General features: G+C 64.8%; 23 protein-coding genes and 1 pseudogene. 14 read left to right on the top strand and 10 right to left on the bottom strand.

Annotated features, from left to right (window positions below):
• Positions 1-5 precede the first annotated feature (5 nt).
• Together ACZY08_RS19350 and ACZY08_RS19345 are read right to left on the bottom strand one after the other, a co-directional pair.
• Positions 6-1097 (bottom strand): MmpL3/TtfA transport complex stabilizer, encoded by a 1092-nt coding sequence (locus tag ACZY08_RS19350; protein WP_463746567.1) that lies wholly within the window; start codon positions 1095-1097, stop codon positions 6-8.
• A gap of 462 nt (positions 1098-1559) precedes the next feature.
• The gene (locus tag ACZY08_RS19345) at positions 1560-2399 is read right to left on the bottom strand and encodes a peptidoglycan recognition protein family protein (protein ID WP_463746234.1); all 840 of its coding nucleotides are present in this window, start codon (positions 2397-2399) and stop codon (positions 1560-1562) included.
• A gap of 243 nt (positions 2400-2642) precedes the next feature.
• Between ACZY08_RS19345 and ACZY08_RS19340 the strand changes: the two genes are divergently transcribed.
• On the top strand, positions 2643-3344 hold the full coding sequence (locus ACZY08_RS19340; protein WP_463746233.1) for a DUF3060 domain-containing protein: 702 nt from the start codon (positions 2643-2645) through the stop codon (positions 3342-3344).
• Here ACZY08_RS19340 and ACZY08_RS19335 read toward each other — a convergent pair.
• Positions 3317-4204 carry an alpha/beta fold hydrolase gene (locus ACZY08_RS19335; protein WP_463746232.1) on the bottom strand — a complete coding sequence of 296 codons (888 nt, stop codon included), beginning with the start codon at positions 4202-4204 and terminating at the stop codon, positions 3317-3319. The two genes, ACZY08_RS19340 and ACZY08_RS19335, sit on opposite strands and share 28 nt — an antisense overlap.
• Before the next feature lie 99 nt (positions 4205-4303).
• Here ACZY08_RS19335 and ACZY08_RS19330 point away from each other — a divergent pair, with 99 nt between their 5' ends.
• Positions 4304-4906: a TetR/AcrR family transcriptional regulator gene (locus ACZY08_RS19330; protein WP_463746231.1), complete on the top strand. Its 603-nt coding sequence runs from the start codon at positions 4304-4306 to the stop codon at positions 4904-4906.
• Positions 4907-4909: 3 nt separating this feature from the next.
• On the opposite strand, the gene ACZY08_RS19325 is transcribed toward ACZY08_RS19330, so the two are convergent.
• Together ACZY08_RS19325 and ACZY08_RS19320 are read right to left on the bottom strand one after the other, a co-directional pair.
• Positions 4910-5683 (bottom strand): amino acid ABC transporter ATP-binding protein, encoded by a 774-nt coding sequence (locus ACZY08_RS19325; RefSeq protein ID WP_463746230.1) that lies wholly within the window; start codon positions 5681-5683, stop codon positions 4910-4912.
• A complete protein-coding gene (locus ACZY08_RS19320; RefSeq protein ID WP_463746229.1) occupies positions 5680-7158 on the bottom strand; it encodes an amino acid ABC transporter substrate-binding protein/permease in 1479 nt (492 codons plus the stop codon). Before ACZY08_RS19320 ends, ACZY08_RS19325 begins: the two co-directional genes overlap by 4 nt.
• A 477-nt stretch (positions 7159-7635) precedes the next feature.
• Here ACZY08_RS19320 and ACZY08_RS19315 point away from each other — a divergent pair, with 477 nt between their 5' ends.
• Positions 7636-7920, top strand: a complete 285-nt coding sequence (locus ACZY08_RS19315) for a hypothetical protein (protein WP_463746228.1) — start codon at positions 7636-7638, stop codon at positions 7918-7920.
• Positions 7921-7933: 13 nt separating this feature from the next.
• Here ACZY08_RS19315 and ACZY08_RS19310 read toward each other — a convergent pair whose 3' ends face one another.
• Both ACZY08_RS19310 and ACZY08_RS19305 read right to left on the bottom strand, forming a co-directional pair.
• Positions 7934-8854, bottom strand: a complete 921-nt coding sequence (locus ACZY08_RS19310) for a TauD/TfdA dioxygenase family protein (RefSeq protein WP_463746227.1) — start codon at positions 8852-8854, stop codon at positions 7934-7936.
• A 72-nt stretch (positions 8855-8926) separates the two neighbouring features.
• Positions 8927-9241, bottom strand: coding sequence for a hypothetical protein (locus ACZY08_RS19305; RefSeq protein WP_463746226.1), 315 nt, complete (start codon positions 9239-9241; stop codon positions 8927-8929).
• A gap of 158 nt (positions 9242-9399) precedes the next feature.
• On the opposite strand from ACZY08_RS19305, the gene ACZY08_RS19300 reads away from it, so the two are divergent.
• A complete protein-coding gene (locus ACZY08_RS19300; protein WP_463746225.1) occupies positions 9400-9696 on the top strand; it encodes a DUF4193 domain-containing protein in 297 nt (98 codons plus the stop codon).
• Between the two features lie 38 nt (positions 9697-9734).
• Here ACZY08_RS19300 and ACZY08_RS19295 read toward each other — a convergent pair whose 3' ends face one another.
• Entirely contained in the window at positions 9735-10094 is a 360-nt protein-coding gene (locus tag ACZY08_RS19295) for an Rv2640c family ArsR-like transcriptional regulator (RefSeq protein WP_044519995.1), read from the bottom strand.
• A gap of 100 nt (positions 10095-10194) precedes the next feature.
• On the opposite strand from ACZY08_RS19295, the gene ACZY08_RS19290 reads away from it, so the two are divergent.
• Both ACZY08_RS19290 and arsB read left to right on the top strand, forming a co-directional pair.
• Positions 10195-10626, top strand: coding sequence for an ArsI/CadI family heavy metal resistance metalloenzyme (locus ACZY08_RS19290; protein ID WP_463746224.1), 432 nt, complete (start codon positions 10195-10197; stop codon positions 10624-10626).
• Positions 10611-12115: pseudogene (gene arsB / locus ACZY08_RS19285) on the top strand (ACR3 family arsenite efflux transporter). Before ACZY08_RS19290 ends, arsB begins: the two are co-directional and overlap by 16 nt.
• A 15-nt stretch (positions 12116-12130) precedes the next feature.
• Here the strand turns inward: arsB and ACZY08_RS19280 are convergent.
• Positions 12131-13234 carry a hypothetical protein gene (locus tag ACZY08_RS19280; protein WP_463746223.1) on the bottom strand — a complete coding sequence of 368 codons (1104 nt, stop codon included), beginning with the start codon at positions 13232-13234 and terminating at the stop codon, positions 12131-12133.
• Between the two features lie 136 nt (positions 13235-13370).
• On the opposite strand from ACZY08_RS19280, the gene ACZY08_RS19275 reads away from it, so the two are divergent.
• The 8 genes from ACZY08_RS19275 (at position 13371) to ACZY08_RS19240 (ending at position 19694) form a co-directional block, all read left to right on the top strand.
• Positions 13371-13793 (top strand): YybH family protein, encoded by a 423-nt coding sequence (locus ACZY08_RS19275; RefSeq protein ID WP_463746222.1) that lies wholly within the window; start codon positions 13371-13373, stop codon positions 13791-13793.
• Between the two features lie 78 nt (positions 13794-13871).
• Positions 13872-15233, top strand: coding sequence for a cytochrome P450 (locus tag ACZY08_RS19270; protein WP_463746221.1), 1362 nt, complete (start codon positions 13872-13874; stop codon positions 15231-15233).
• Positions 15234-15244: 11 nt separating this feature from the next.
• The gene (locus ACZY08_RS19265) at positions 15245-15568 is read left to right on the top strand and encodes a hypothetical protein (RefSeq protein ID WP_463746220.1); all 324 of its coding nucleotides are present in this window, start codon (positions 15245-15247) and stop codon (positions 15566-15568) included.
• Positions 15569-15581: 13 nt separating this feature from the next.
• Positions 15582-15872, top strand: coding sequence for a cupin domain-containing protein (locus tag ACZY08_RS19260; protein ID WP_463746219.1), 291 nt, complete (start codon positions 15582-15584; stop codon positions 15870-15872).
• A 63-nt stretch (positions 15873-15935) separates the two neighbouring features.
• The gene (locus ACZY08_RS19255; RefSeq protein ID WP_463746218.1) at positions 15936-16499 is read left to right on the top strand and encodes a hypothetical protein; all 564 of its coding nucleotides are present in this window, start codon (positions 15936-15938) and stop codon (positions 16497-16499) included.
• Positions 16496-17830, top strand: a complete 1335-nt coding sequence (locus ACZY08_RS19250) for a Dyp-type peroxidase (RefSeq protein WP_463746217.1) — start codon at positions 16496-16498, stop codon at positions 17828-17830. The genes ACZY08_RS19255 and ACZY08_RS19250 overlap by 4 nt, the downstream gene beginning before the upstream one ends.
• A gap of 8 nt (positions 17831-17838) precedes the next feature.
• On the top strand, positions 17839-18852 hold the full coding sequence (locus tag ACZY08_RS19245; protein ID WP_463746216.1) for a hypothetical protein: 1014 nt from the start codon (positions 17839-17841) through the stop codon (positions 18850-18852).
• Positions 18853-18863: 11 nt separating this feature from the next.
• Positions 18864-19694, top strand: a complete 831-nt coding sequence (locus ACZY08_RS19240; RefSeq protein WP_463746215.1) for a bile acid:sodium symporter family protein — start codon at positions 18864-18866, stop codon at positions 19692-19694.
• On the opposite strand, the gene ACZY08_RS19235 is transcribed toward ACZY08_RS19240, so the two are convergent.
• Complete coding sequence (locus ACZY08_RS19235; RefSeq protein WP_463746214.1) at positions 19624-21888, bottom strand: AAA family ATPase; 2265 nt, start codon at positions 21886-21888, stop codon at positions 19624-19626. The two genes, ACZY08_RS19240 and ACZY08_RS19235, sit on opposite strands and share 71 nt — an antisense overlap.
• Positions 21889-22066: the final 178 nt, after the last annotated feature.

Genomic DNA, 22066 nt, shown 5'->3' with positions numbered 1-22066 from the left:
CTGAATCAGACGCCGGCCGGCGCCAGGGCGGGCAGTTGGTGCATCTCGATCGCGTCTGCCGAGACCAGCTGCGAGTACAGCGACTCGGCGACGTCGAACACGTTGACGTGGCCGGCGTAGTCGGCGATGTAGAGCCGAGTGCCGTTGTCGCGCACGGCGACCGCTGCGGGCTGTGCATGCACGTCGATGCTGCCCTGAATTTCGCTGCTCAGGGTGCACCAGACGATGACGCGGTCGTAGTCGACCAGGTACGCACGGGTGGCGTCAGTGCTCAGCACCAGCTGCGTGGGTGCCCCGCCGACCTCGACGGCGTCCACCACGGTCCCGGCGGACAGGTCCACGGTGTGCACCACACCGCGGTGCTCACGGTCAGAGGTCAACACGTAGGCAACGCCATCACCGATCGCGATGTCGCGGATCGGGGCGCCGATCCACACCGTGGCCTGCGCCTGGGCGGTTTCGGTGTTGACGACGACCAGCCGGCTGCCGCGGAAATCTGAGGTGGCGACGTACAGGCGCTTACCGGTCGAGTCGATCTGCAGGGCGTCCAGGTTGACGCCCGCACCGGTGGCGATGTCGATGGTGCCGACACGCTCGGCGGTGGTGTCGATGACCGCGATGTCGATCCGCTCGTGGCCCGCGCGGCCGGCGAAGACGCGCTTGCCGTCCGGGCTGATGGCCAGGGCGGTGACGGTGAAGGCCAGCGGGTATTCGTTGAGCACGGCACCGGTGATCGTGTCGACGGCCACGAGCGCGTCGTGCCCGGCGGTGCCCACGCTGACGTAGGCCCGGTCATCAGCAGCCACGACGGCGAAGGGGTCTCCCGCGAGGCGGACCGAACCCACCACGCCCATGGTGTGCGGGTTGATCACGGTCAGGCTCTGCGCCGCGGTGTTGGTGACCACCACGGTTTCGCGGTCGGGATCGACGGCAATGTCGCCGATCGGCCCGCGTCCGACCTCGGCCAGGCCGGCGACATCGATGTCGTCGAGCGCACCGTCGAATGCGACGCTGCGGACAGACGAGTCGTCGATGGCGCGGTCATCGTGGCCGGGGCGCAGCGCTGCGACCAGCGCACGCAGGAAGTTGTTTGCCATCGTCATCGGCACCTCCGCCGGCAAGGCTTTCACCGGCTCTAGATTTCAAGTCGATCTGCGCCGGGAGTGGCGCGGTTGCATTGAGTCTAGCGACGAAACCGACAGGTCCTCTACGACTTCACAGCGAATACGCGACAGCCGTCAATAGTCTCTCAGAATGCGCTTAGGAAATTCTTCGTTATCGACTCGTTACCTTTTGGACGCTTTTGATTAAAAGCTTGTTACCAGGGACTTCGCAGCATCGCTATGACGTCGCACAATTCCCGAGCAGCATGGCCGTCAATAGCAATTCTTACCATCTCCGGCAAAAGTGAGCGGTAGATCACACCCCGACACGCCAGCAAACTTTCTGCAGCGTCAACCCAAGGTGACCGGCAGCGGTGGTCGATATGTGTTACTGGTGTGAAAGCTGAGCCACGCCGAATCGGTAGTTCGCTGCATGCCCCAACAGCCCGGCTGCGGCTACAGACGCAGTGCAGCTGCGGTGGCCGGGCCGACGATTCCGTCGACCTTCAGTCCGCGGGTGCGTCGTTGGAACTCCTTGACCGCGGCCTCGGTCTGCGGGCCGAAGACGCCGTCGACCTCGAGATCCCCCGCATACGCCGTGTAGGCGGCCTTGAGCCGGCGCTGCAGCGCGGAAACCTCGGGCCCTTCCATGGGCCGGAACAACAGGACATCGGTGTATTGCCCCACCGGAACGGGCGGCCGGGGCGTGGGCGCCGGTTTCGCGACGTCACCGATCTGCGCCTGGATGTCGGCGCGCAGGATGTCCATGTCGATGGCGCCCGGATCCCACTTTCCTTGCGCGCGGCCCGCATACTCCTTGTGCCCGATGGTGCGTTCGGAGCTCTGCGCCAACCGGCGATTGATCGCGGCACAACACCGCACCAGCGCGAAATACTGTGCATCAGGCCAGTTCTTGCGATGCGGCGCCGTGGGGCTGGTACCGCTGTTGGCGCACTCGATCCCGATCATGTGCCAATTGCCCATGTTTGTCGGCAACCACGGATACATACCGATACCGGCATGCCAGGCCACCCCGAGCGCAATCACCGTCACCGTCCCGTCGCGCGCGATGTGCAACTGCGACAATGGGCCGGGAAGGTCGGGGCGTCCATCGGCGATCGATGCGGCCGTGGCGTTGTCCGACCCGGTGTGATGCACCATCACTCCGCGGATGTCCTTGAAATCGCCGTGCCCGCGCGTACGCCAACCCGGATACTCGACGAGGTCGATACCTTCTGCCCGGAGTACGTCGGCCAGCCAGACCGGGTCACCGGACCATCGTCCTACCTGTGGCACTGAGATCCCTTTTCCTTGCGCAGCAAACCATCCGTGGCACCAGCCTACGCGCGGGAACCGACACCGGTCCGGATGCAACCAGGCGGCCAGACAGGTTATGCACCAATCCCTTTGCCGCCTCATACCTCGCCTGTGGTGCGGGCCGCGAGCCGGTTCGCCGGAGTCGCAACCTGCAAACACGTTCATTGAACGGCAGCGACACTTTCCGTCCGCATCGGCGGCCGAGTGTGCGAGCATCTGCGCATGGATCCGAAGGACGACCCCGAGGCCCGCATCCGGGAGCTCGAGCGCCCACTCGCCGAAGCCGCCCATGCGTCCGAGCTCGGCACCGGCAAGACCACGGGTCCGTCCGGACCGCCCCCGACTCGGCCGTGGACCAACGCGTTCCCGCCACCGCCGCCGGGACCCCCGGCTCCGTGGCCGGGTTACGAGCCTTACCCCGCCCCGCCACAACCGCGACGCAAATCGGGCGCCGCGCCGTTCTTCATGCTGTTCGGCGCGGTGACGGTGATCCTGGTCGCCGGCGGTATCGCGGCCGTGGTGGCGTTCGGCAATACCGACGCGAGCAAGTCCGACACCGACACCGACGCGGTCACCGACAGCCAGTCGACCACCATCCGACAGACAACGGTCAGCGGGTTGCCAATGCCCGGATCCGTTGCACCGACGGAGGTTCCGGCAGGAGAGACGGTGATCGTCTCGGGTATCAGCGAGCACCGGACCGTCGAATGCCGGGACAATACCGTGATCGTCAGCGGCATCGAGAACGAGCTGGAGATCATCGGCCACTGCGCGGCCCTGACCGTGTCCGGCGTCGAGAATGTCATCACCGTCGAATCCGCCGACACCATCGGGGTGTCAGGATTCGACAACCGCGTCACCTACCGCAGCGGGGAACCCGAGGTAAGCAATTCGGGTCAGTCCAACGTGGTCGAGCAGGGCTGATCGGATTCAGCCGGGCGGTCGAGGCGCCGGAGGAATTCGCCGAGCAGACTCACCAGCGGCGCCGGATTGTCTTCTGGCACCCAGGCATAGGAGTCGTCGACGAATTTCAGCATCGCGCGCGGCAGCGTCCGCGCCAGACGCGAGGCCCCTTCGGCAGGGAAATAACTCTCCTCGCGCGGCCAGACCACGAGTGCGGGTCGCTCGTAGTCGGTCAACCGCGGTGAGTACTTCGCCAGATACGCCGGCGATAGCCCCTGGAGAAACCGACGAAAATCGTTACGCACCAGAGGGTCACTGCGCAGCGGCTGTAGGTAGGAGGCCATGATGTCGGCAGGAATGGGGCGTTTGGTGGCGCCGCCGTAAGTGATCCGGAGACGCTGCACGGGTTTGAACCGGATCAACCCCGACTGCAACAGCCCGGCGCCGGGCAGCGAGGCGAGCCGCGCAAGTACCTTGACCGGCCATGGGTCGGAGTCGAACGCGTTGGTGGCGATGAGCACCAGGGCCCCGACCCGTTGCGGGTACTCGGCCGCGACCACCTGGGCGATGTCGCCGCCGTAGCCGTTGCCGACCAGCACCGCCTGCTCTATTTCCAGAGCGTCGAGGAGGTCGACAACGGTCCGGGCCAGCCCAGGCAGGGTGAGGTCGGCGCCGGGGACCGCCGGAGTATGCGATCCCAACGCCAGATCGGGGGCGATACAACGAATTCCGGCCCCGAGGCGGTCAGCCACGTGACGCCAGACCAGTCCGTTGGCCACGAGGCCGTGCAGCAGGACGACGGGGCGGCCGGCCCCGGATTCGCGCACCCCGACCGAGCCGCAGGGCAGCGGAATCATCCGTCGGGAGCTCAGTGTGTTCATCTACCTGCCCTCTCGCCGCAGGGGCATAAATTAATACAGACTGTATGCAAACACATGAAGCGCGGAACATCAATACATACAGCTTGTTAAAATTCCTGAGTGAACGAAGACGCCCGCGACGGCCGCGAACAACGCAGCGAAACCACCCGCTCGGCACTGGTCGCCGCGGCCCGCGCGCTGTTCGTCGAACGGGGCTACGCAGCCGTCTCCACCGGAGACATCGCGCGCGTCGCGGCCGTCACTCGAAACGCCCTGTACTACCACTTCCCCACCAAGGAAGCCGTGTTCCGGGCGGTCTACGAGGACGTCGAAGGCCAACTGGCCGCGCGGGTACTCCCGGCGGCCCTGGCCCACGACAGCAGCAGAGCGCAGCTCGAGGCCGGCATCGACGAGTTCCTCGACGGCTGCCTCGACCCCACCGTGGCCCGGATCAGCGTCTTGCAGGCGCCGGCCGCCCTGGGATTCGCGCAGATGCGTGAGATCGACAATCGCAACTACCTCGGTACGTTGCGCGAGGGCATAGGCAGTGCCGTCGAGGCCGGTGAACTCCCTGGCCTCCCCGTCGAAACCCTCGCGTCGATGCTCATCGGGGCGCTGGACGAAGCAGCCCTGCTGATTGCGAGCGCCGACGATCCCGCCGCGGCCCGTCGCGATGCCGGCGCGGTGGCCCGGGCACTGGTCGCCGGTCTCTTCGTGAAATAGGCGCTACAGCACCTTCGACAGAAACTCCTGCAGCCGAGGATGTTTCGGGTTGTCGAAGACCTCAGCCGGCGAGTCGTCCTCGACGATGTTGCCGTCGGCCATGAAGATCACCCGGGAGGCCACCTCGCGGGCGAAACCCATCTCGTGGGTAACCACCACCATCGTCATGCCACCTTCGGCCAGATCGCGCAGCACCTGCAGCACGTCGCCGACCATCTCGGGATCCAGCGCACTGGTGGCCTCGTCGAACAACATGATCGACGGGTTCATCGCCAGGGCCCGGGCGATGGCGACACGCTGCTTCTGACCACCGGACAACGTGGCCGGCTTGACCTTGGCCTTCTCGGCCAGGCCCACCTGGGTCAGCAACTCCATGGCGCGTTTCTCGGCCGCCGCCTTGTTCATCTTCTTGGTCAACAGCGGCGCCAGCGTCACGTTGTCGATCACGGTCATGTGCGGGAACAGGTTGAAATGCTGGAACACCATGCCGATGTGCTGACGGACCTTGTCCAGGTTCACCCGCCGGTCGGTGAGGTCGAACTCGTCCACCGTGACCTTGCCGGCGGTGATGTCCTCGAGCTTGTTGAGACACCGCAGGAAGGTGGATTTGCCCGATCCTGACGGCCCGATGACGCAAACCACCTCGCCCTTGCTGATGGTGGTGTCGATGCCGTCGAGTACCACCAGATCGCCGAATGACTTCTTGAGGCCCTCGATGCGGATCTTGACGGTGCCCTCGGGCTCGGCGGCCGCGGCTTCCGGTACCAACTGGGTCATTTCACCATCCTTTTCTCGAGCCGGTCGGACAGTTTTGTGAGCGTCATGATCACGACGAAGTAGATGATGCCGATGATCAACCACATGGTGAACGACTGGTAGTTACGGGCGATGATCAGCCGCCCGGTCTGGGTCAGCTCGGCGATACCGATCACCGACAGGATCGAGGTGTCCTTGAGGGTGATGACGAACTGGTTGATGTACGACGGGATCATGGTCCGAATTGCCTGCGGCAGAATGACTTTACGCATCGTCGGCAGGTAACCGATACCGAGACTGCGGGCCGCCTCCATCTGCCCCTTGTCCACCGACTGGATTCCGCCTCGGACGATCTCGGTCATATAGGCACCGGCGTTGAGCGAGAGCGTGATGATGCCCGCGGTCAGTGCGGTCATCTGGAATCCCAGGGCCGTCGGTATGCCGAAATAGATGAAGAAGGCCTGCACCAGCAGCGGCGTGCCACGAAAGATGTCGACGAACGTCGTGCCGATGCCCCGCAACACAATCGACCGTGACACGCGGAAGAGGCCGAAGATGACGCCGAGCACCAGCGCGATGGCGATCGACACCACGGTGAGGATCAGCGTCATCTTCAAGCCGGTCATCAGGAACGGGAAGGTGCTCTTGAGTAGTCCGGCGAAGGAGTTGTCGGAGACCGAGGCCCCCTCGCCGAGGTATTTCTCGACGATCTCGTCGTACCGGCCGGAGTCCTTGAGCTCCTTGAGGCCCGCGTTGAACTTTGTCAGCAGTTCGGCGTTTCGCCCTTTGTTGACCGCGAAGCCATAGCTGGAGCCCTTCTCCTTCGGCGTCACGGTTTTGAAGCCGTTGCCCTGCTGGATGCCATACGCGAGCACCGGATAGTCCTCGAAGACCGCCACGGAGTTTCCGGTCTTGACTTCCTCGAACATCGAGGCCGAATCCGCGAACGAGACGATCTGGAAGCCGTACTTGTCCTTGATCGACGCCGCGAATTCGGCACCTTGGGTGCCGTTCTTGACGGCGACCCGCTTGCCCTTGAGGTCGGCGTAGGACTTGATGTCCTCGTTGGCGGCCAGCACCGCCATCTGCACGCCGGATTCGAAGTACGGGTCGGAGAAGTCGAACACTTTCTTGCGCTCGTCGGTGATCGACATGCCGGCGATCACGCCGTCGGCCTGATTGGCCTGAACGGCCTGCAGCGCGGCATCGAAGCCCAGTGGCTTGATCGTGATGTGGAAGTTCTGGTTGGCCGTGATCTCGTTGATGAGGTCGATGTCGATGCCGACGAATTTCCCGTCGACATCCTGGAATTCGAACGGCGCAAAGGTGATGTCGGTAGCGACGATGTAGGTCTCACCATCGGCGGCGGCTCGGGCCGGCGCTAGCATCGCGGCCCCGAACAGCCCGACCAGCACGGCCACGACGGCGGCCAGCAGCCGGTGCGGGGACCGGATGACTCCGGCGATACCCTCGCCCGACGCGGATTCGGCTCTCATCGCCCAGTCTCCTATCCAGGTATGAAACGACGAGTCCTCACGCTATCGCCGTCACCGCGATTAGGGCGGTATTTACCGGCCACGGTTCGGCGACTCGATCATGCGAAGGGCTCCACTGGCGGGCGGCCGCCACGGAGCGCGCAGCTCAAGCCGGCACCATTCGCCGCCGCTCCGAGGCGGGTGGCTGCGTCACAGGGGTCGCACGGGACATCGAATTACCCTGTGCTGGAAGATAGTTGCGCGGGGAACAGCCGGACCGTCACGCCATCGGCCGATGGCAACCCGCGTGGTGGGCTTTACAAATCACCCGCCCTGTCGATCTCGCCGCCGTGAGAACCGGTCCTGTAAAAGAACGTTCGGTCGCAGATGCACCTTACTGAGGTAGTGCACTACGCGTGAGGAATGACTGCGGTCAGTCGTACGTTTTCTGCATAACAGCGTTGGACAGTACGACGCTTGGTTCAGAGGAAGTTCGACATGAGCGTTTTCCATCAGGTTTCCGCCGTCCGACGTGAAGCCTCAGCACAGACCACGATGCGCCCGCACACGCACAAGCCGGTGCTCATCACCGAACAGCAGGTCCTGTTCAGTACTGCCGCGGCAGCAGGGACCCACGCGCACCACAACGTCATCACGATGATGTCGCATGCGGTGTCCTCGGCGACGGAGCACTGGCGGGCCCGACGCGCCCGCACGTACTACCCGCCACCCTGCAGTTATCTCGAGAACAGCCTGATGGCTCGGGAGATGGACCGGCTCTGACCGGCAGGCCCGGTCAGCCGGCCAACGCGACGGGCGCGATGACCTCGGAGTAGCGGGATGCATCGCCGGCGATCGCCCGGCTGCGCCGGCCGTGGACATCGACCGGAATGTCACCGGCCAGCGTGATCCGGCTCAGCCGGCGGAACTGGTCGTCGTAGTCGGCCACCGCGTAGTGCTGGGTCGCCCGGTTATCCCAGATCGCCAGGTCTCCCAGCTCCCAGTTCCAGCGAATCGTGTTCTCCAACTTGATGATCCGATTCTGAAGCAGCTGGAACAGGGTGGCGGACTCGGCGGCGCTGAGACCCGCGAACTGTTTGACGAAGTGTCCCAGCAGCAAAACCCGCTTGCCGGTCTCGGGATGTATCCGCACCACCGGATGCTCGGTCTCGTAGTACTCGGACTCGAACTCCTCGCGGTACTGACGGTGGCCGTCGGCAACTTCCTCATGGCGTCCGTCGTAGTCGGCCGCATAGTCGTATTGGTTGGTGTGAACCGCCCACAGGTTCTCGACCAACGCACGCAGCGCCTCGGGTAGCCGGTCGTAGGCCGCCTCCGTCGACGCCCATGTCGTGGTGCCGCCGTAGTCCGGGAGCGTCACCGCCCGCAGCAGCGACGCCTTCGGGATGCGGTCGACGAACGTCACATCGGTATGCCAGCTGTTGGCCTTGTCATACCGCGAGTCGATGGGCAGGATCCGATCGCCCCGCGAGGTGACGGTCGGGTGTGCGCCCGTCGGCGTACCGAGCAACCGGGCGAACGCCAGCTGACCGTCGTCGTCGAGGTGGTGTTGCCCCCGAAAGAAGATGACCTTGTGCTCGAGGAGGGCATCGTTGATCGCGGAGACCGTGGCCGGGTCGAGGTTGCCGTCGACGTCGATTCCGTCGATGCGGGCGCCGATGTGGGCACCGAGCTTCACTACACGCAGAGAGGACACCCCGTCACCATCGGCGACAGGGTGGCCGAACACCACGGTTGCACTCACTACGAGCGCAAAGAGCTGCGAAGGTCAGTCGATCCGGATGACGTAGGTGCCGTCCTCGTCACGCTCGATCTGGCCGTCAAGAGCGTTGATCCACACCGGGGTGTCGCGTCGCGAACCGAGGAACGCGCTCTGCACGGAACCCCCGGGCTGCAGGTCGACATTCCACTCGTCATCCTGGGCGACGATGGTGAGAAGCTCCTCGCCATTGGCGCGACGGATCGAGATCACCTGGCCGTTGGCGTCCAGGTCCTCCAGTTCCACATCGTCGTCATCGAGGTACTCATCAACCTCAGCGTCATCGAAAATCTCGGCGTCCGAACCTCTGACATCGTCATGCACGCCGACGACTGTACTCAGGATCACGCGCCCCTATGAAGACTGCGAGCGTTTGAACCGCTACGGTGCATCCGACGTTTACAGGCTGTTCGCCCGGGGAACAAGGAGTCCCGCTGCGGCGTTGGCCAAAAACATTGGTCTTGGACTTAGGAGGATCATCTATGGCTACTGATTACGACGCCCCGCGTGTCAAGGAAACGGACGAGGCGAGCGAAGAGTCGCTCGAAGAACTCGCCACCCAGCGACGCGCCGCGGCCAACACCGCAGTCATCGACGAGGACGAGGTGGTCGATTCGTTCGACCTTCCCGACGCCGACATTTCCGGCGAGGAGCTGAGCGTGCGGGTCGTCCCCAAGCAGGCTGACGAGTTCACCTGTTCCAGCTGCTTCCTGGTGCAGCACCGCAACCGGCTGGCGCTGCAGAAGGGTGAGCAGCAACTCTGCGTCGAGTGCGTCTGACGCAGAGCCATGCCCGGGCCCGACGGCTCCGGCGCGCCCTAGCGACAGCAGTTCGGATCGAGCACGGTGCACAACGCGACGAGCGAGTCCCGGCGCGGGCGGTGGTAGACGTTCATCCCGCGCCGTTCGGACTCCACCATTCCCGCGCGCCGCAATTGCGACAGATGATGGCTGACGGTGGATTCCGCCAAGCCGACCGCAGCCGCCAGATCACACCCGCAGACTTCTCCGGCCTCCGCACTGAACAGCAGCGACACGAGCTTGACCCGCACCGGGTCGGCCAGCGCTTTCAGCCTCAAGGCGATCTCCAGCGCTCCATCGTCATCGATCGGGCCGGCCGCCACGGGTGAGCAGCAGACCGGTTCGGAGGTGTCGACCACCGGCAACGCTTTGGGCATGTACCCATCCTGCCAGAGGATATTGACATACGTCGAAGAGGTGGCATTATCGATGCTGCCCGGATAGTTCGACATAAGTCGCAGAGGTTGGGAGCCTGTCATGTCGCGTGCACAACTCGCCTTGAACGTCGATGATCTCGACGAAGCCATCACGTTCTACTCGAAGCTCTTCAACACGGCTCCGGCGAAGGTCAAGCCCGGCTATGCCAACTTCGCCATCGCCGCTCCCCCGCTGAAACTGGTGCTCATCGAAAACCCCGGGCACGGCGGGACACTCAATCATCTCGGTGTCGAGGTCGAGTCCAGTGAGCAGGTGCACGCGGAGATCGCCCGCCTCACGGACGAAGGCCTGTTCACCGAGGAGGAGATCGGCACCACCTGTTGCTTCGCCACCCAGGACAAGGTGTGGGTCAGCGGGCCCGCCGGCGAAAAGTGGGAGGTCTACACAGTTCTCGCCGACTCGGAATCCTTCGGCACCAATTCACCCGCACTCGATGGCGCCGAACCCGGCAGCGCCTGCTGCACATCGTGAACCAGGTTGTACCCGCGCGACTTTCGACGCTGGACCGGCTCCTGCCGCTGTGGATCGCCATGGCGATGGCCGCGGGCCTGCTGCTCGGAAGGCTCGTTCCCGGAGTCAACACCGCACTGAACCACGTTCAGATCGACGGCATCTCGCTGCCGATCGCCCTCGGCCTGCTGATCATGATGTACCCGGTCCTGGCGAAGGTGCGCTACGACCGGCTCGACCGCGTGACCGGTGATCGCAAGCTGTTGATCAGCTCGCTGATCCTCAACTGGGTGCTGGGCCCTGCCCTGATGTTCGCTCTGGCCTGGCTCTTCCTGCCTGATCTGCCCGAGTACCGAACAGGTCTCATCATCGTCGGACTGGCCCGTTGCATCGCCATGGTCATCATCTGGAACGACCTGGCCTGCGGCGACCGTGAGGCCGCCGCGGTACTGGTCGCCCTCAATTCGATCTTTCAAGTGCTCATGTTCGCCGTGCTCGGCTGGTTCTACCTGTCGGTTCTGCCCGGCTGGCTCGGCCTTGAGCAGGCTCGCATCGATACCTCGCCATGGCAGATCGCCAAGTCGGTGATCATCTTCCTGGGTGTCCCGCTCCTGGCCGGCTACCTGTCGCGCCGCATCGGCGAATCCGCGAAGGGCCGGGACTGGTACGAATCGACATTCCTGCCGCGCATTGGTCCGTGGGCCCTGTACGGCCTGCTGTTCACCATCGTGGTGCTGTTCGCGCTTCAGGGCGACCAGATCGCCGAACGTCCGTGGGACGTCGCACGCATCGCACTGCCACTGCTGGCGTATTTCGCGATCATGTGGGGCGGCGGATACGCGCTGGGAGCGATCCTGGGGCTGGGGTACGAGCGCACCACCACCCTGGCGTTCACGGCCGCAGGCAACAACTTCGAACTGGCCATCGCGGTGGCGATCGCGACGTACGGCGCGACCTCCGGCCAAGCTCTGGCAGGTGTGGTCGGCCCGCTCATCGAAGTGCCCGTACTCGTGGCGCTGGTCTACGTGTCACTGGGCCTGCGACCCCGGTTCGCCGCCGCAGGACACGACCAACCCGTGAGGAGCAGGTGATGGCCGAGCACGACCGCCCCAGCGTGTTGTTCCTGTGCACCCATAACGCGGGCCGGTCCCAGATCGCGATGGGCTACTTCGCCCACCTCGCCGGAGACCGGGCATCCGTGTTCTCGGGAGGCTCGGAGCCTGCCGAGATGGTCAACCCCGCGGCCGTGGCGGCGATGGCCGAAGTCGGTATCGACATCGCGCACCGGCAACCTCGGCGATGGACCGACGAGATCGTCCAGGCCGCCGACGTCGTCGTGACAATGGGATGCGGGGACACGTGTCCGTACTTCCCCGGCAAGCGGTACGAGAACTGGGAGTTGGCCGATCCGGCCGGCCTCGGAGTCGACGCGGTCCGTCCGATTCGCGACGACATCGAGCGTCGGGTTCGTGTCCTGCTCGCCGACCTCGGAATCAATCCTGCCGACTGATTCTCGGGGTGTGACTCAGCCCTCGCCGCGTTCGGAGTGCCGACCGGCAGGCTTCGCGGCGGCAGTGGACCCCTTCTTGCCCTGAGCCTTGCTGTCGGCGTTGACGCCGACGCGCGTTTTGCCGTCTGCGTCATTGTTCAGATTGGCCGTCACCCGGTCACTGAGGTTCTTGACGTCGGCCCCAACCTGTTTCAGCGCGGCCTTGACCGCGGTGCGGTCAGCGACCTTCTTCTTCGAAACCGGTGAATCCTCTGTTGCGGCAGCCAGTTTGGCGGGCGCTTCCAGATCCGGCTGGACCTCGGGGACCTCGGGGACGTCGATGGTGACAGCCTTGAACGGCGCCCCGAGACTGACCGGCGCCGCGGCTGACGGAACGCGCAGTTGCGCGGTGTCGAAGGTGGGCCGCGGTGGTGGTGCGGTCGCCAGCGCGGTGGTGATCCCGAACTGAGCGGCCTCGATGCCGTCGACGATCGACCTCGCCCCGTCCCCGAGGGAGATAAGGAAGTTCTTCGTTCCGTCTACCGTGGCGTCGACGATGTTGCCCAGATCGAAGGTGAGTATGGCGGCGACCAAATTCTGTGTGCCCAGGATGAACGCGTTCACGGCGCCGCTGCCGGCATCGAGGAATCCGTTGGCGACATCGATGACAGCCCGGGGCCACGCGGCCTCCATCGCGGCCTGCACCACCAGATACTTCTGGTTGCGCCAGATCGCCGAATCCAAGAGCGGCTGACCAACTGCGATCACCGAATCCCGCACCGCCTGGGTGAAGGTGTCGAACGCCCCGACGAAGTCCAGATCGAAAACCTGCTGGATGATCTCCACCGTGACGCCGGGGATCGCCAGCACCGACTGTCCCAGACCGATCCCGGCCTGGCCCAGCCCAGCCAGGTAGACGGCCCAGTTCTCGGCCCAGTTGCGGATCGACTGCCGCACGATCGGCAACGTCAGAATGTAGGGAAGCTCGAAGTCGGTGAGTTGGAACTCAGAGGCGACCGCCGGGGCTGCCACCTGCACAGCGGGCGCCTGCCACGACGGCGTGACCGGCGACAACGCCACCGCGGTCGCGCCGACCATCGCCACTCCGGTGGCCAACCACGGGCGAACAGCAAGTTCCATGCACAAGCCCCATCCTGAGAATTACATGAGATTGACGGAACTGTAACTTGTCGCGGCAAGTCCGGCACAGCAAGTGCGGAAGGGAGTCACGGCGAACCGCGCCGGTTCGACCTCACCCTGACCTACCGTGACATTCGTGACTGAAGCCGCCATTCGACAGCGCATCGCCGACGGCGTCAACGCGATCCGTGCGCGCGATCTCGACACTCTGACTGCCCTCTATGCGCCCGACGTCGTGTCCTTCGATCTCGGGGCACCGCTGCGGTACGCCGGTGACGACAACAAGCGACGCGCCTGGCAGGAAGTCTTCACCGCGTACACCGGCCCGATCGGCTACGACGTGCACGAGTTGACCGTCACCACCGAAGGCGACCTCGCATTCGTGCACAGCCTCAACCATGTCCGCGGCACACTGGCCAGTGGTCGCGACATCGACATGTGGGTGCGGTGGACAGCGTGCCTGCGCTGCGTGGACGGCGTCTGGCTCGTCACCCATGACCACATCTCGGTGCCCGCCGACCTCGAGTACGGCAAGGCAATTCTGAATCTGACGCCGTGATCTACCCGAACCGCCCACGCCGGCGCGCATAGTTCCTATTCTCAGACCTGCAGACCCACAACGGCGTTGGGAGCGCAGATGACCGAGGGCGCGACGGCGGAAGCTCGACATACCGGGCGCAGCTACCACTTCGATCGGCACACCCCGCAGTATCGCGACCAGTTCGAGCCGATCACGTCCGAGATGCTGGGTTCCTGCCCGCTGGCCTGGACCGACACCTACGGAGGGCACTGGGTGGCCGCCGGCAGCAGCGAGGTCTTCGAACTGGCCCGCTGCCCACACATCTCGAACGACAACGACATCGTCGGGGAGCGAAACGGCTACCGGGGCATCAACATTCCGCGCGGTGAGGTGAGCACGCAGTTCCGCGGGGGCATGTTGGAGATGGACGATCCCGAGCACCGCGCATACCGGACACCGCTCAACGGGTACCTCTCGCCCGCCGCGGTCGCGCGGTGGAAGCCGGTCGTCGACGAGCTCGTCAGGGCGTGCCTGGACGAGAAGATCGAAGACGGCCGTATCGATTTCGTCGACGATCTGGCGAACATCGTCCCGGCGGTGCTGACGCTCGGTCTGCTGGGTGTTCCGCTCGCCGAGTGGGAGATCTACTGCGAACCCGCGCACGCATCGGTGTACACGCCTGCCGACTCCCCCGACGCCAAACGCGTCTTCGACCTGTCCGTGGCCTCAGCGGTGCACATGATGGGCCACGTTGCCGTGATCCGCGAGGATCCGCGTCCGGGTTTGATCGATGCCATGGTCCAGATGCGTATCGATGGCGAGCCCGCACCCGATTCGGAAATCCTGGGCATGCTCATGCTCCTGATCGGCGGCGGCTTCGACACCACGACGGCACTGACCGCGCACTCCCTCGAGTGGCTCTCTCAACACCCTGATGAGCGTGAGCGGTTGAGCCGGGACCGTGCTTGGTTGCTCGACCCGGCGACCGAGGAGTTCCTGCGTTTCTTCACCCCGGCACCCGGGGACGGGCGCACCATCGCCGAGGACATCGAAGTGGATGGTGTGCCACTCAAGGAAGGCGAGCGGTTATGGCTTTCCTGGGCGATGGCCAACCGCGACCCGCGTGTCTTCGAGAGGCCCAACGATCTGGTGATGGACCGAACGGGTAACCGCCACTTCAGTTTCGGCTTGGGCGTGCACCGGTGCATCGGCTCGAATGTGGCGCGCACGGTGTTCAAGTCGATGCTCACCGGGGTGCTCGACCGGATGCCGGACTACCGATGCGATCCCGACGGCGCCGTCCACTACGAGACCATCGGCGTCATCCAGGGCATGAAACATCTGCCTGCGACATTCACCCCCGGCCGCCGGACCGGCCCTGGTCTGGCTGAGACACTGGAGAAACTGCAACGGATCTGCGATGAGCAGCAGCTGGCAGCACCGATCACGGTACACAAGGCCACCGCGGTCATCGACTGAAAGCGAACGACATGACAGCCCTGATCCCTACCCGACGCCTGATCGTCACCGCCTGCTCCGCGATCGCGGTCATGGCAGCGGCCACCGCGATCGCCGCCTCGCCCACACCGTCGACCGCGCGGGCGGCCTGCCCGAACGGCGAGGACAACGACACCTACACCGGCAGTTGTGTCCCCTACCTGGTGCCGAACTCGCCGAGCAGCAACAGCCTTTGCCCGCCCGGAGTCACCGGCACGGAGTGCGGTTCGGCAGAAGTCAGGACCACTCCCACTGCGCCGGTCGCACCGACGGGCCCCGAGCAGGAACTCGAAGACGTGAGCACGCCCGACTTCTGATGGCCCAGCGAAAATGACGACCGGATCCCACGGTGAGATCCAGCTCGAGAATGACTGGTTCCGTGTCACCCAGTGGACGATCAATCCCGGTGGTGCGATACCGATGCACCGGCACGATTACGAGTACGTGGTGGTCCCGCTGGTCACCGGCACCATGCACGTCGTCACTGCCGATGGCATGGAGATCGTCGCGGAACTCGTAGCCGGACAGAGCTATTCACGTCCCGCGGGCTCCGAGCACACCGTCGAGAACCGCGGCGACCGCGATCCCATCGTCTTCGTCGAGGTTGAGCGACTCGCCTGACGGGCGGGTTTTCCCCCGTTTCGGGGGACGACGTGCGACTGCTGCGCTCATAATCTCGTTGCCATGGCGCACAACGGAAATAACGATTGGACCCAGCCGGCAGCTCTAGCCCTCCCCCAGGAGGGCTACTTCGAACTGACCCGGGGGCGGTACGGCCCGGTCTATCCCCGCACCCCCGCCTGCTACGGATTCAACATCATCGCCAAGGTGCTCGACGGCCACGAGCAGGCGATCCGCGATTACGGCAAGCAACTCGAGGCGGCTGTGGCCGCGCAGCCCGACGTGCTGGCCCCGCTGAAGCTCCATTACTTGCGCTGGCAACTGTTCGATGTCGGCTCCGGTGTGCACTTCCAGTACCAGGGCATCTTCGATACCGACTTCGACAAGTACACCGAGGATGCCGTCAAGCTGTTCAGCTCGACCGGCATCACCACTGCGTTCACCCACCTGGTGGGCTTCCCGGAGGACTGGAAGACCAACCCTGAAGCCTTCATCATGTTCGTTCGCGACCACCAGGTGCCCAGCTTCCTGGAGTATGGCGAGTACCCGTACATCACGTCCGAGGAGGTCAAGAAGGCATTGCGGCTCAAGGCCGCGTTCTCCGACATGTTGGACCAGATGCAATGACCGACCTCGAATTCGACGATATCCAGCACATCATGCTGACCGGGACGCCCCACTTGACCGGTCGGTACGAGTTCCTGGCCTTCGAGACCCCCGAAGCGGGGCGAGCCTGGCTGGCCGAGATGGTCCCCCTGGTGCAGTCGGCCACCGATGTCCGGGAGACGGTCAATGTCTTCAAACGTTGGGTCAACCTGGCCTTCACCTGGAATGGGTTGCGCGCGTTGGGTCTGGACGACGGGTCACTCGCCTCGTTCCCGGACGAGTTTCGCGAGGGCATGGCGTCTCGGGCCGACATCCTCGGAGACACCGGTGCGGCCGCGCCCGAACACTGGCTGGGCGGGCTCGCGGATGACGACTTGCACGCCATCGTCATCCTGTTCGCCCGCGACGAGGACGAACGCGTGCGGTGCGTCGGCGAGCACGACGCACTACTGGCGCGCTGCCCCGGTGTGCGGTCACTGTCGCATCTTGATCTGGCGGCCACCGCACCGTTCGAGTACGACCACGATCACTTCGGGTACCGCGATCCGATATCGCAGCCGCAGATGAAAGGTTCCGGAGAGGTACTGATACCTGGCTCGGGCGGGGCACTGGAACCGGGAGAATTCCTCCTCGGATATCCCGACGAAGAGGGGCTGGTGGCGGACCAGCCCACGCCCGAGGTGCTTTCGCGCAACGGCAGCTACATGGCGTACCGCAGGCTCGAGGAACATGTCGGGGTCTTCCGCGACTACCTGAAGCAGACCGCCGAGGGCGACGAGGACGAGGAGCTACTGGCCGCCAAGTTCATGGGCCGCTGGCGCAGCGGCGCACCGCTGGTACTGGCACCCGAACACGACGATCCGGAACTGGGTGCGGATCCGATGCGTAACAACGATTTCGACTACGGCGAGATGGATCCGCACGGCTACGCGTGTCCGCTCGGCTCTCACGCCCGCCGCCTCAACCCACGCGATACCGAACCTAATCCGAATCGGCGCAGGCTGATCCGGCGCAGCGGCACCTACGGCCCGGCACTGCCCGAAGGCTTGCCAGCGGGGGCCGACGACGGGGTCGAACGCGGTGTCGGGATGTTCCTGATCTGCGCCAGCCTGGTACGCCAGTTCGAGTTCGCGCAGAACGTCTGGATCAACGACACCGCGTTCAAAGACCTCGGCAACGATCACGACCCCATCTGCGGCACCCAGGACGGCACGCTCGACTTCAAGATTCCGAAGCGGCCGATCCGCAAGGTGCACAAGGGGTTACCGGCGTTCACCACGCTGCGCGGCGGAGCGTACTTCTTCCTGCCCGGTATGAGCGCGTTGCGCTACCTCACAAGCCTCGAGAATTAGGAGACATCATGGCGTCACAGTCATACGCCCGCACGTACAACCAGGCCCATATCGCCCGGCCGCACAACGGCAAACGACGGGTTTCCATCTATTGGTCGTGGAGCTACCCGTGGGAGGTCCAGCGCGATCCGGCGCTGCTGTACAACCGGTACTCCACCATGACGGAAGTTCGTCTGGCGACCTGGCCCGCCTACGCCGGACCCGAGTACGACCCGCGCGACTTCCTGCAGGGCATCGACGGAACGCTGGAATTATTCCACCGGTCGTCCCTGGCTTTCCAAGACGTGGCCGGCGAGGCCACCGGACATCCGGTGGCGGTGTTTCAACGGGTCGATCAGGCTGGGTACCGGTTACCGATCGATGAACGCATCCTGGACGACACCGACACTCTGATGATCTTCGGCCTGGACCACCTGCTCGGCGACGAGGCCGCCACTGAAGAGGAGATCGCCGCGATCCAGCAGTGGTTGAAGCGCGAGGGCACCTGCCTGATGCTGGCACCGCACCATGACGTCGGGTTCACCGACGACAAAGAACAGCAGCAGATGGAGTACCTGCACCACGGCGATCCGCTGACACCGCGGATCCAGCGCTTCAGTGGCTATGCCCGGTCACTGCTGACCGGATTGAACATCCCGGTGCACAACACCTGGGGCCTGCGTCCAGCCACGGTCGAGGGGACCAAACAGATTGTGCCGCTTACCGGCTTCCGCGATCTGGATTCCGCCGGCCTGTTGCGCGACGTCACCACGCTGGCACTGCATCCGCACCTGCCGCACTATGAGTTGACCGCGCCCGAGGGGTCGAACCTCAGAGTGCTGGGCCGGCAATTGATCGACCAGACCCGGCCGCATCCGTTCACGTTGGCCGGCAACACCGAGTTCAACGCACTGATCCACATGCCGCCGTCCGGTGATCGCGCCGGTGACATCGTGCTGGTCGACTCGACGCACTTCACGACACTGTTCGGCGCCAGTGACAGCCTGAAGTCCTTCTGGCGCAACCTTGTAACGATGGCCTGATAGGGACCGGCATGAACGATCTCCTCTTGCAGGGTTCGAATATCGCCGTTCTCTTCTTCGTTGTCTCGAGCACTCTGGCGGTCGGGCTGGGCTTGACCGTCGGCCAGATCCTGGCTCCGCTCAAGAACATTCGCGTGGTTGCCCTGGCCCTCGCGGCCAACTTCGTGCTGGCGCCGCTGGCCGCGTTCGGGCTGTGGCGGGTGTTCGATCTGGATGACCCGCTCGGGATCGGGCTGCTGTTGTGCGGACTCGCGGCCGGCGCACCCTTCCTGATCAAGCTCGCCGAGTTCGCGAAGGCCGACATGGCCTTCGCGGTGGGCCTGATGGTGCTGTTGATGGTGGTCACCGTGGGATATGTGCCGCTGATCCTGCCGATCTTCGTCTCGGGCGCGGCCGTCAACCCCGTCCAGATCGCGATGTCTCTCGTGGTGCTGATGCTCATCCCACTGGCCGCGGGCCTACTGCTGCGGGCCCGCGGCCCCGGTGTGGCCGCCCGCCTCCAGCCTGTGATCGCGAAGGTGTCCACCGTCAGCATGATTCTCGTGATCACGTTCACGATCACCGCGCATTTCAACAGCGTGCTGTCGGTATTCGGCACGTTCGGCATCCTGGCGGCTGTCATCTACACGGTGATCTGCGCCGGAATCGGTTGGCTCATGGGCGGTCCCGGGACACGGGAGGTGCTGGCGCTGGGCACCGCTCAGCGCAACGCCGCAGCGGCGTTCGTGGTCGCCGGCCAGAACTTCGACGATCCGAAGGTGGTCGTGATGATCACCGTGGTGTTGATCGCCGAGTTTCTGATGCTGTTGCCGTTCGCGAAGCGGCTCGCGCGGCGTCACTGAGCAGCCCGAGCCGGTCGGCCTCGGCAACCGCGGCGGCGCGGGACGCCACGGCGAGCTTGCGGTAGATCGACTTCGTCTGGCTCTTCACGGTCTCCCGGCTCACGGTCAACTCGTCGGCGATACCCTGCAACGACAGGTGGGATGCCAAGTGCCGCAACAACCGCAGCTCGGCCTTCGTCAGCGACGGCCGAGCGCCGCGAGCCGCGCGGGCCGCCGACAAGACCCGGATATCGTCCAGCCATTGCCCGATGCCGACAGCCTCAGGTTCACGCCGATGAGCGCGGTGCGCCGCGTCCAGGTGACGGTCACACAGTTCGGTGTCGTCGATCTCGACAGCTGCGCCCGCAACCAGCACATGGGCCATCAGGGCGGTACGAGCGGACAGATCTCCCAACCGGTCGACAAGCCGCTCGGTCGCGCGGACGGCCCTGCGCGCTCCGTCCACGTCTCCGCGCCGAGCCCGGACCAGTGCGTCGACCGCGTAGACCACCACCATCGGGACCATGTCGGACAAGTCGCGTGAGTCGACGATCGAGCGCGCGGCGTTGGTGTGTGAGATGGCGGCCGGCAGGTCGCCGTCACCGAGGTCCAATGCGGCGAGATGTGCCAGTGCGGCGGCCTGAAATCCGGGTAGGTCTTCGATCACCGGTAGGGCAGATTCCAGGGTGGCCCGGGCCTGCCCGGATTCCCCGAGCATGGCCAGGGCAGTACCTTTCATCGTGGTGGCCGCACCCCACCATGGATTGACCAGGTGATCGCCTGACTCACAGACGGTTTCAGCATGACGGATCACCTCCCCCACGCCGCCGACACCGATCAGAGAACCGATCAGCGCCGCAGCCACCTCGACCGAGGGTGTGCCATCGGAGAGCGGCTCGCCGGTGTCGGCCGCGGCCGCGGTCAACAACGACCGCTGGATCAACTCGGCGTCACCGGTTGTCACGCCCAGCCAGGCCCGCGCGATCGCCGCGTCGGGATAGTCGGTGAAGGTCTGCTCATCGATGAGGCTGAGCCGCCGGGCCAAGACCCCGACACGGCCGTCAAAGCCCAGCCGCACGGCGTCGACACCCACCAGTGCGGCCACCTGAGCACGATCATCGGCAGCCAGCGCCTGAGCCAGCGCGCCATCGACGTCACCGGCTTGGGCCAGCCAATCTGCCGCCCTTGCAGCCAACTCCCGGAACCGGTCCGGATCCCGATCACGCAACCGCGCGCGCAACAGGTCACCGAAGAGCTGGTGATAGCGGTACCAGATGCCTTGATTGTCAATGGAAACCAGGAACATGTTGCCGGATCGAGTGATCGCGTCGAGCATCGCAGCCGAATCGGTACGTCCGACCAGCGCATCGAGTTCGTCGGCGCAGAAGCGGTCCAGCATCGCCGATTCCATCAGGAATGTGGCGGTATCGGGGTCGAGCTGGCTGAGTACCTCCTCGACCAGGTAGTCGGCCACCAGTCGGTGCCGACCGGTTACCACCTCAGCCGGAGCGCCATCGCGCAGCGCCAACGCTGCCATGACCACACCGGCCGCCCAGCCTTCGCACCTGTCGAGTACCCGCGCGATCGTGGCCTCGTCCGTGCCTGCACCGAGGGCCGCAAATGCCGCTGCGCCTTCGGATCCGGAAAGCTTCAGCTCCGGAATTCCGATCTCGACGACATAGCCCTGCAGTCGGCGTCGCGCCAGATCGACGGCAGGAGTCTGCCGGCCGACGAGCGCCAGCGTCGTCGAGTTCGGGGCTAGATCCACCACTGCGCGCAGGGAGTCGACGGCCGCGCCTGCCGACAACTCGTGAACGTCATCCAGCACCAGGACGACAGGCCCGCAGGTCTCAAGAGCCTGGACGAACGCCGACACCAGTTGGGGCTCGGCGCGGCCCGCCCCCTGCAGGTAGTGAAGCACTGTCGGGTCGATGGGCTTGATCTGATTCAGCGCCGTCGCGAGATGCAACAGCAGATGGGCCGGGTCGTTGTCGAGGTTGTCCAGCCGCACCCACGCGAACGGGCGTTCGTCCGCGTCGTCCCACTGCACGACCGCAGTGGTCTTGCCGTATCCCGCGGGGGCCGCGACCACCACCAGACCGGTGCGATCCCGCAGCACACGGGCAATTCCCGGACGGGGAACACCCGCACGCGCAGTGGCCGGCCGTCCGACGGTCGCCACCGGAATGTGCGTCGGCCAGGATCCCGCTACCACTTCCGCATCGTAGGCCCTGTGCGCTTCGGTCCCCGCCAGGGTGACGCGGACGAGACCTCAGTAACGAGACTATTAGTCTTCATGCCGCTTCAAGATCAGATTGACGCGACCGTCGACAAGTCATGCGCGCTCAATGAGCAGGTCAACATCGTATTTAGCCGGAACTAAATTTTGATAC

It is taken from the genome of Mycobacterium sp. IDUB_9 (genome assembly GCF_055419505.1).
Note: the sequence above shows the minus strand (reverse complement) of the source record. Positions and strands in the feature narration are given on the sequence as shown.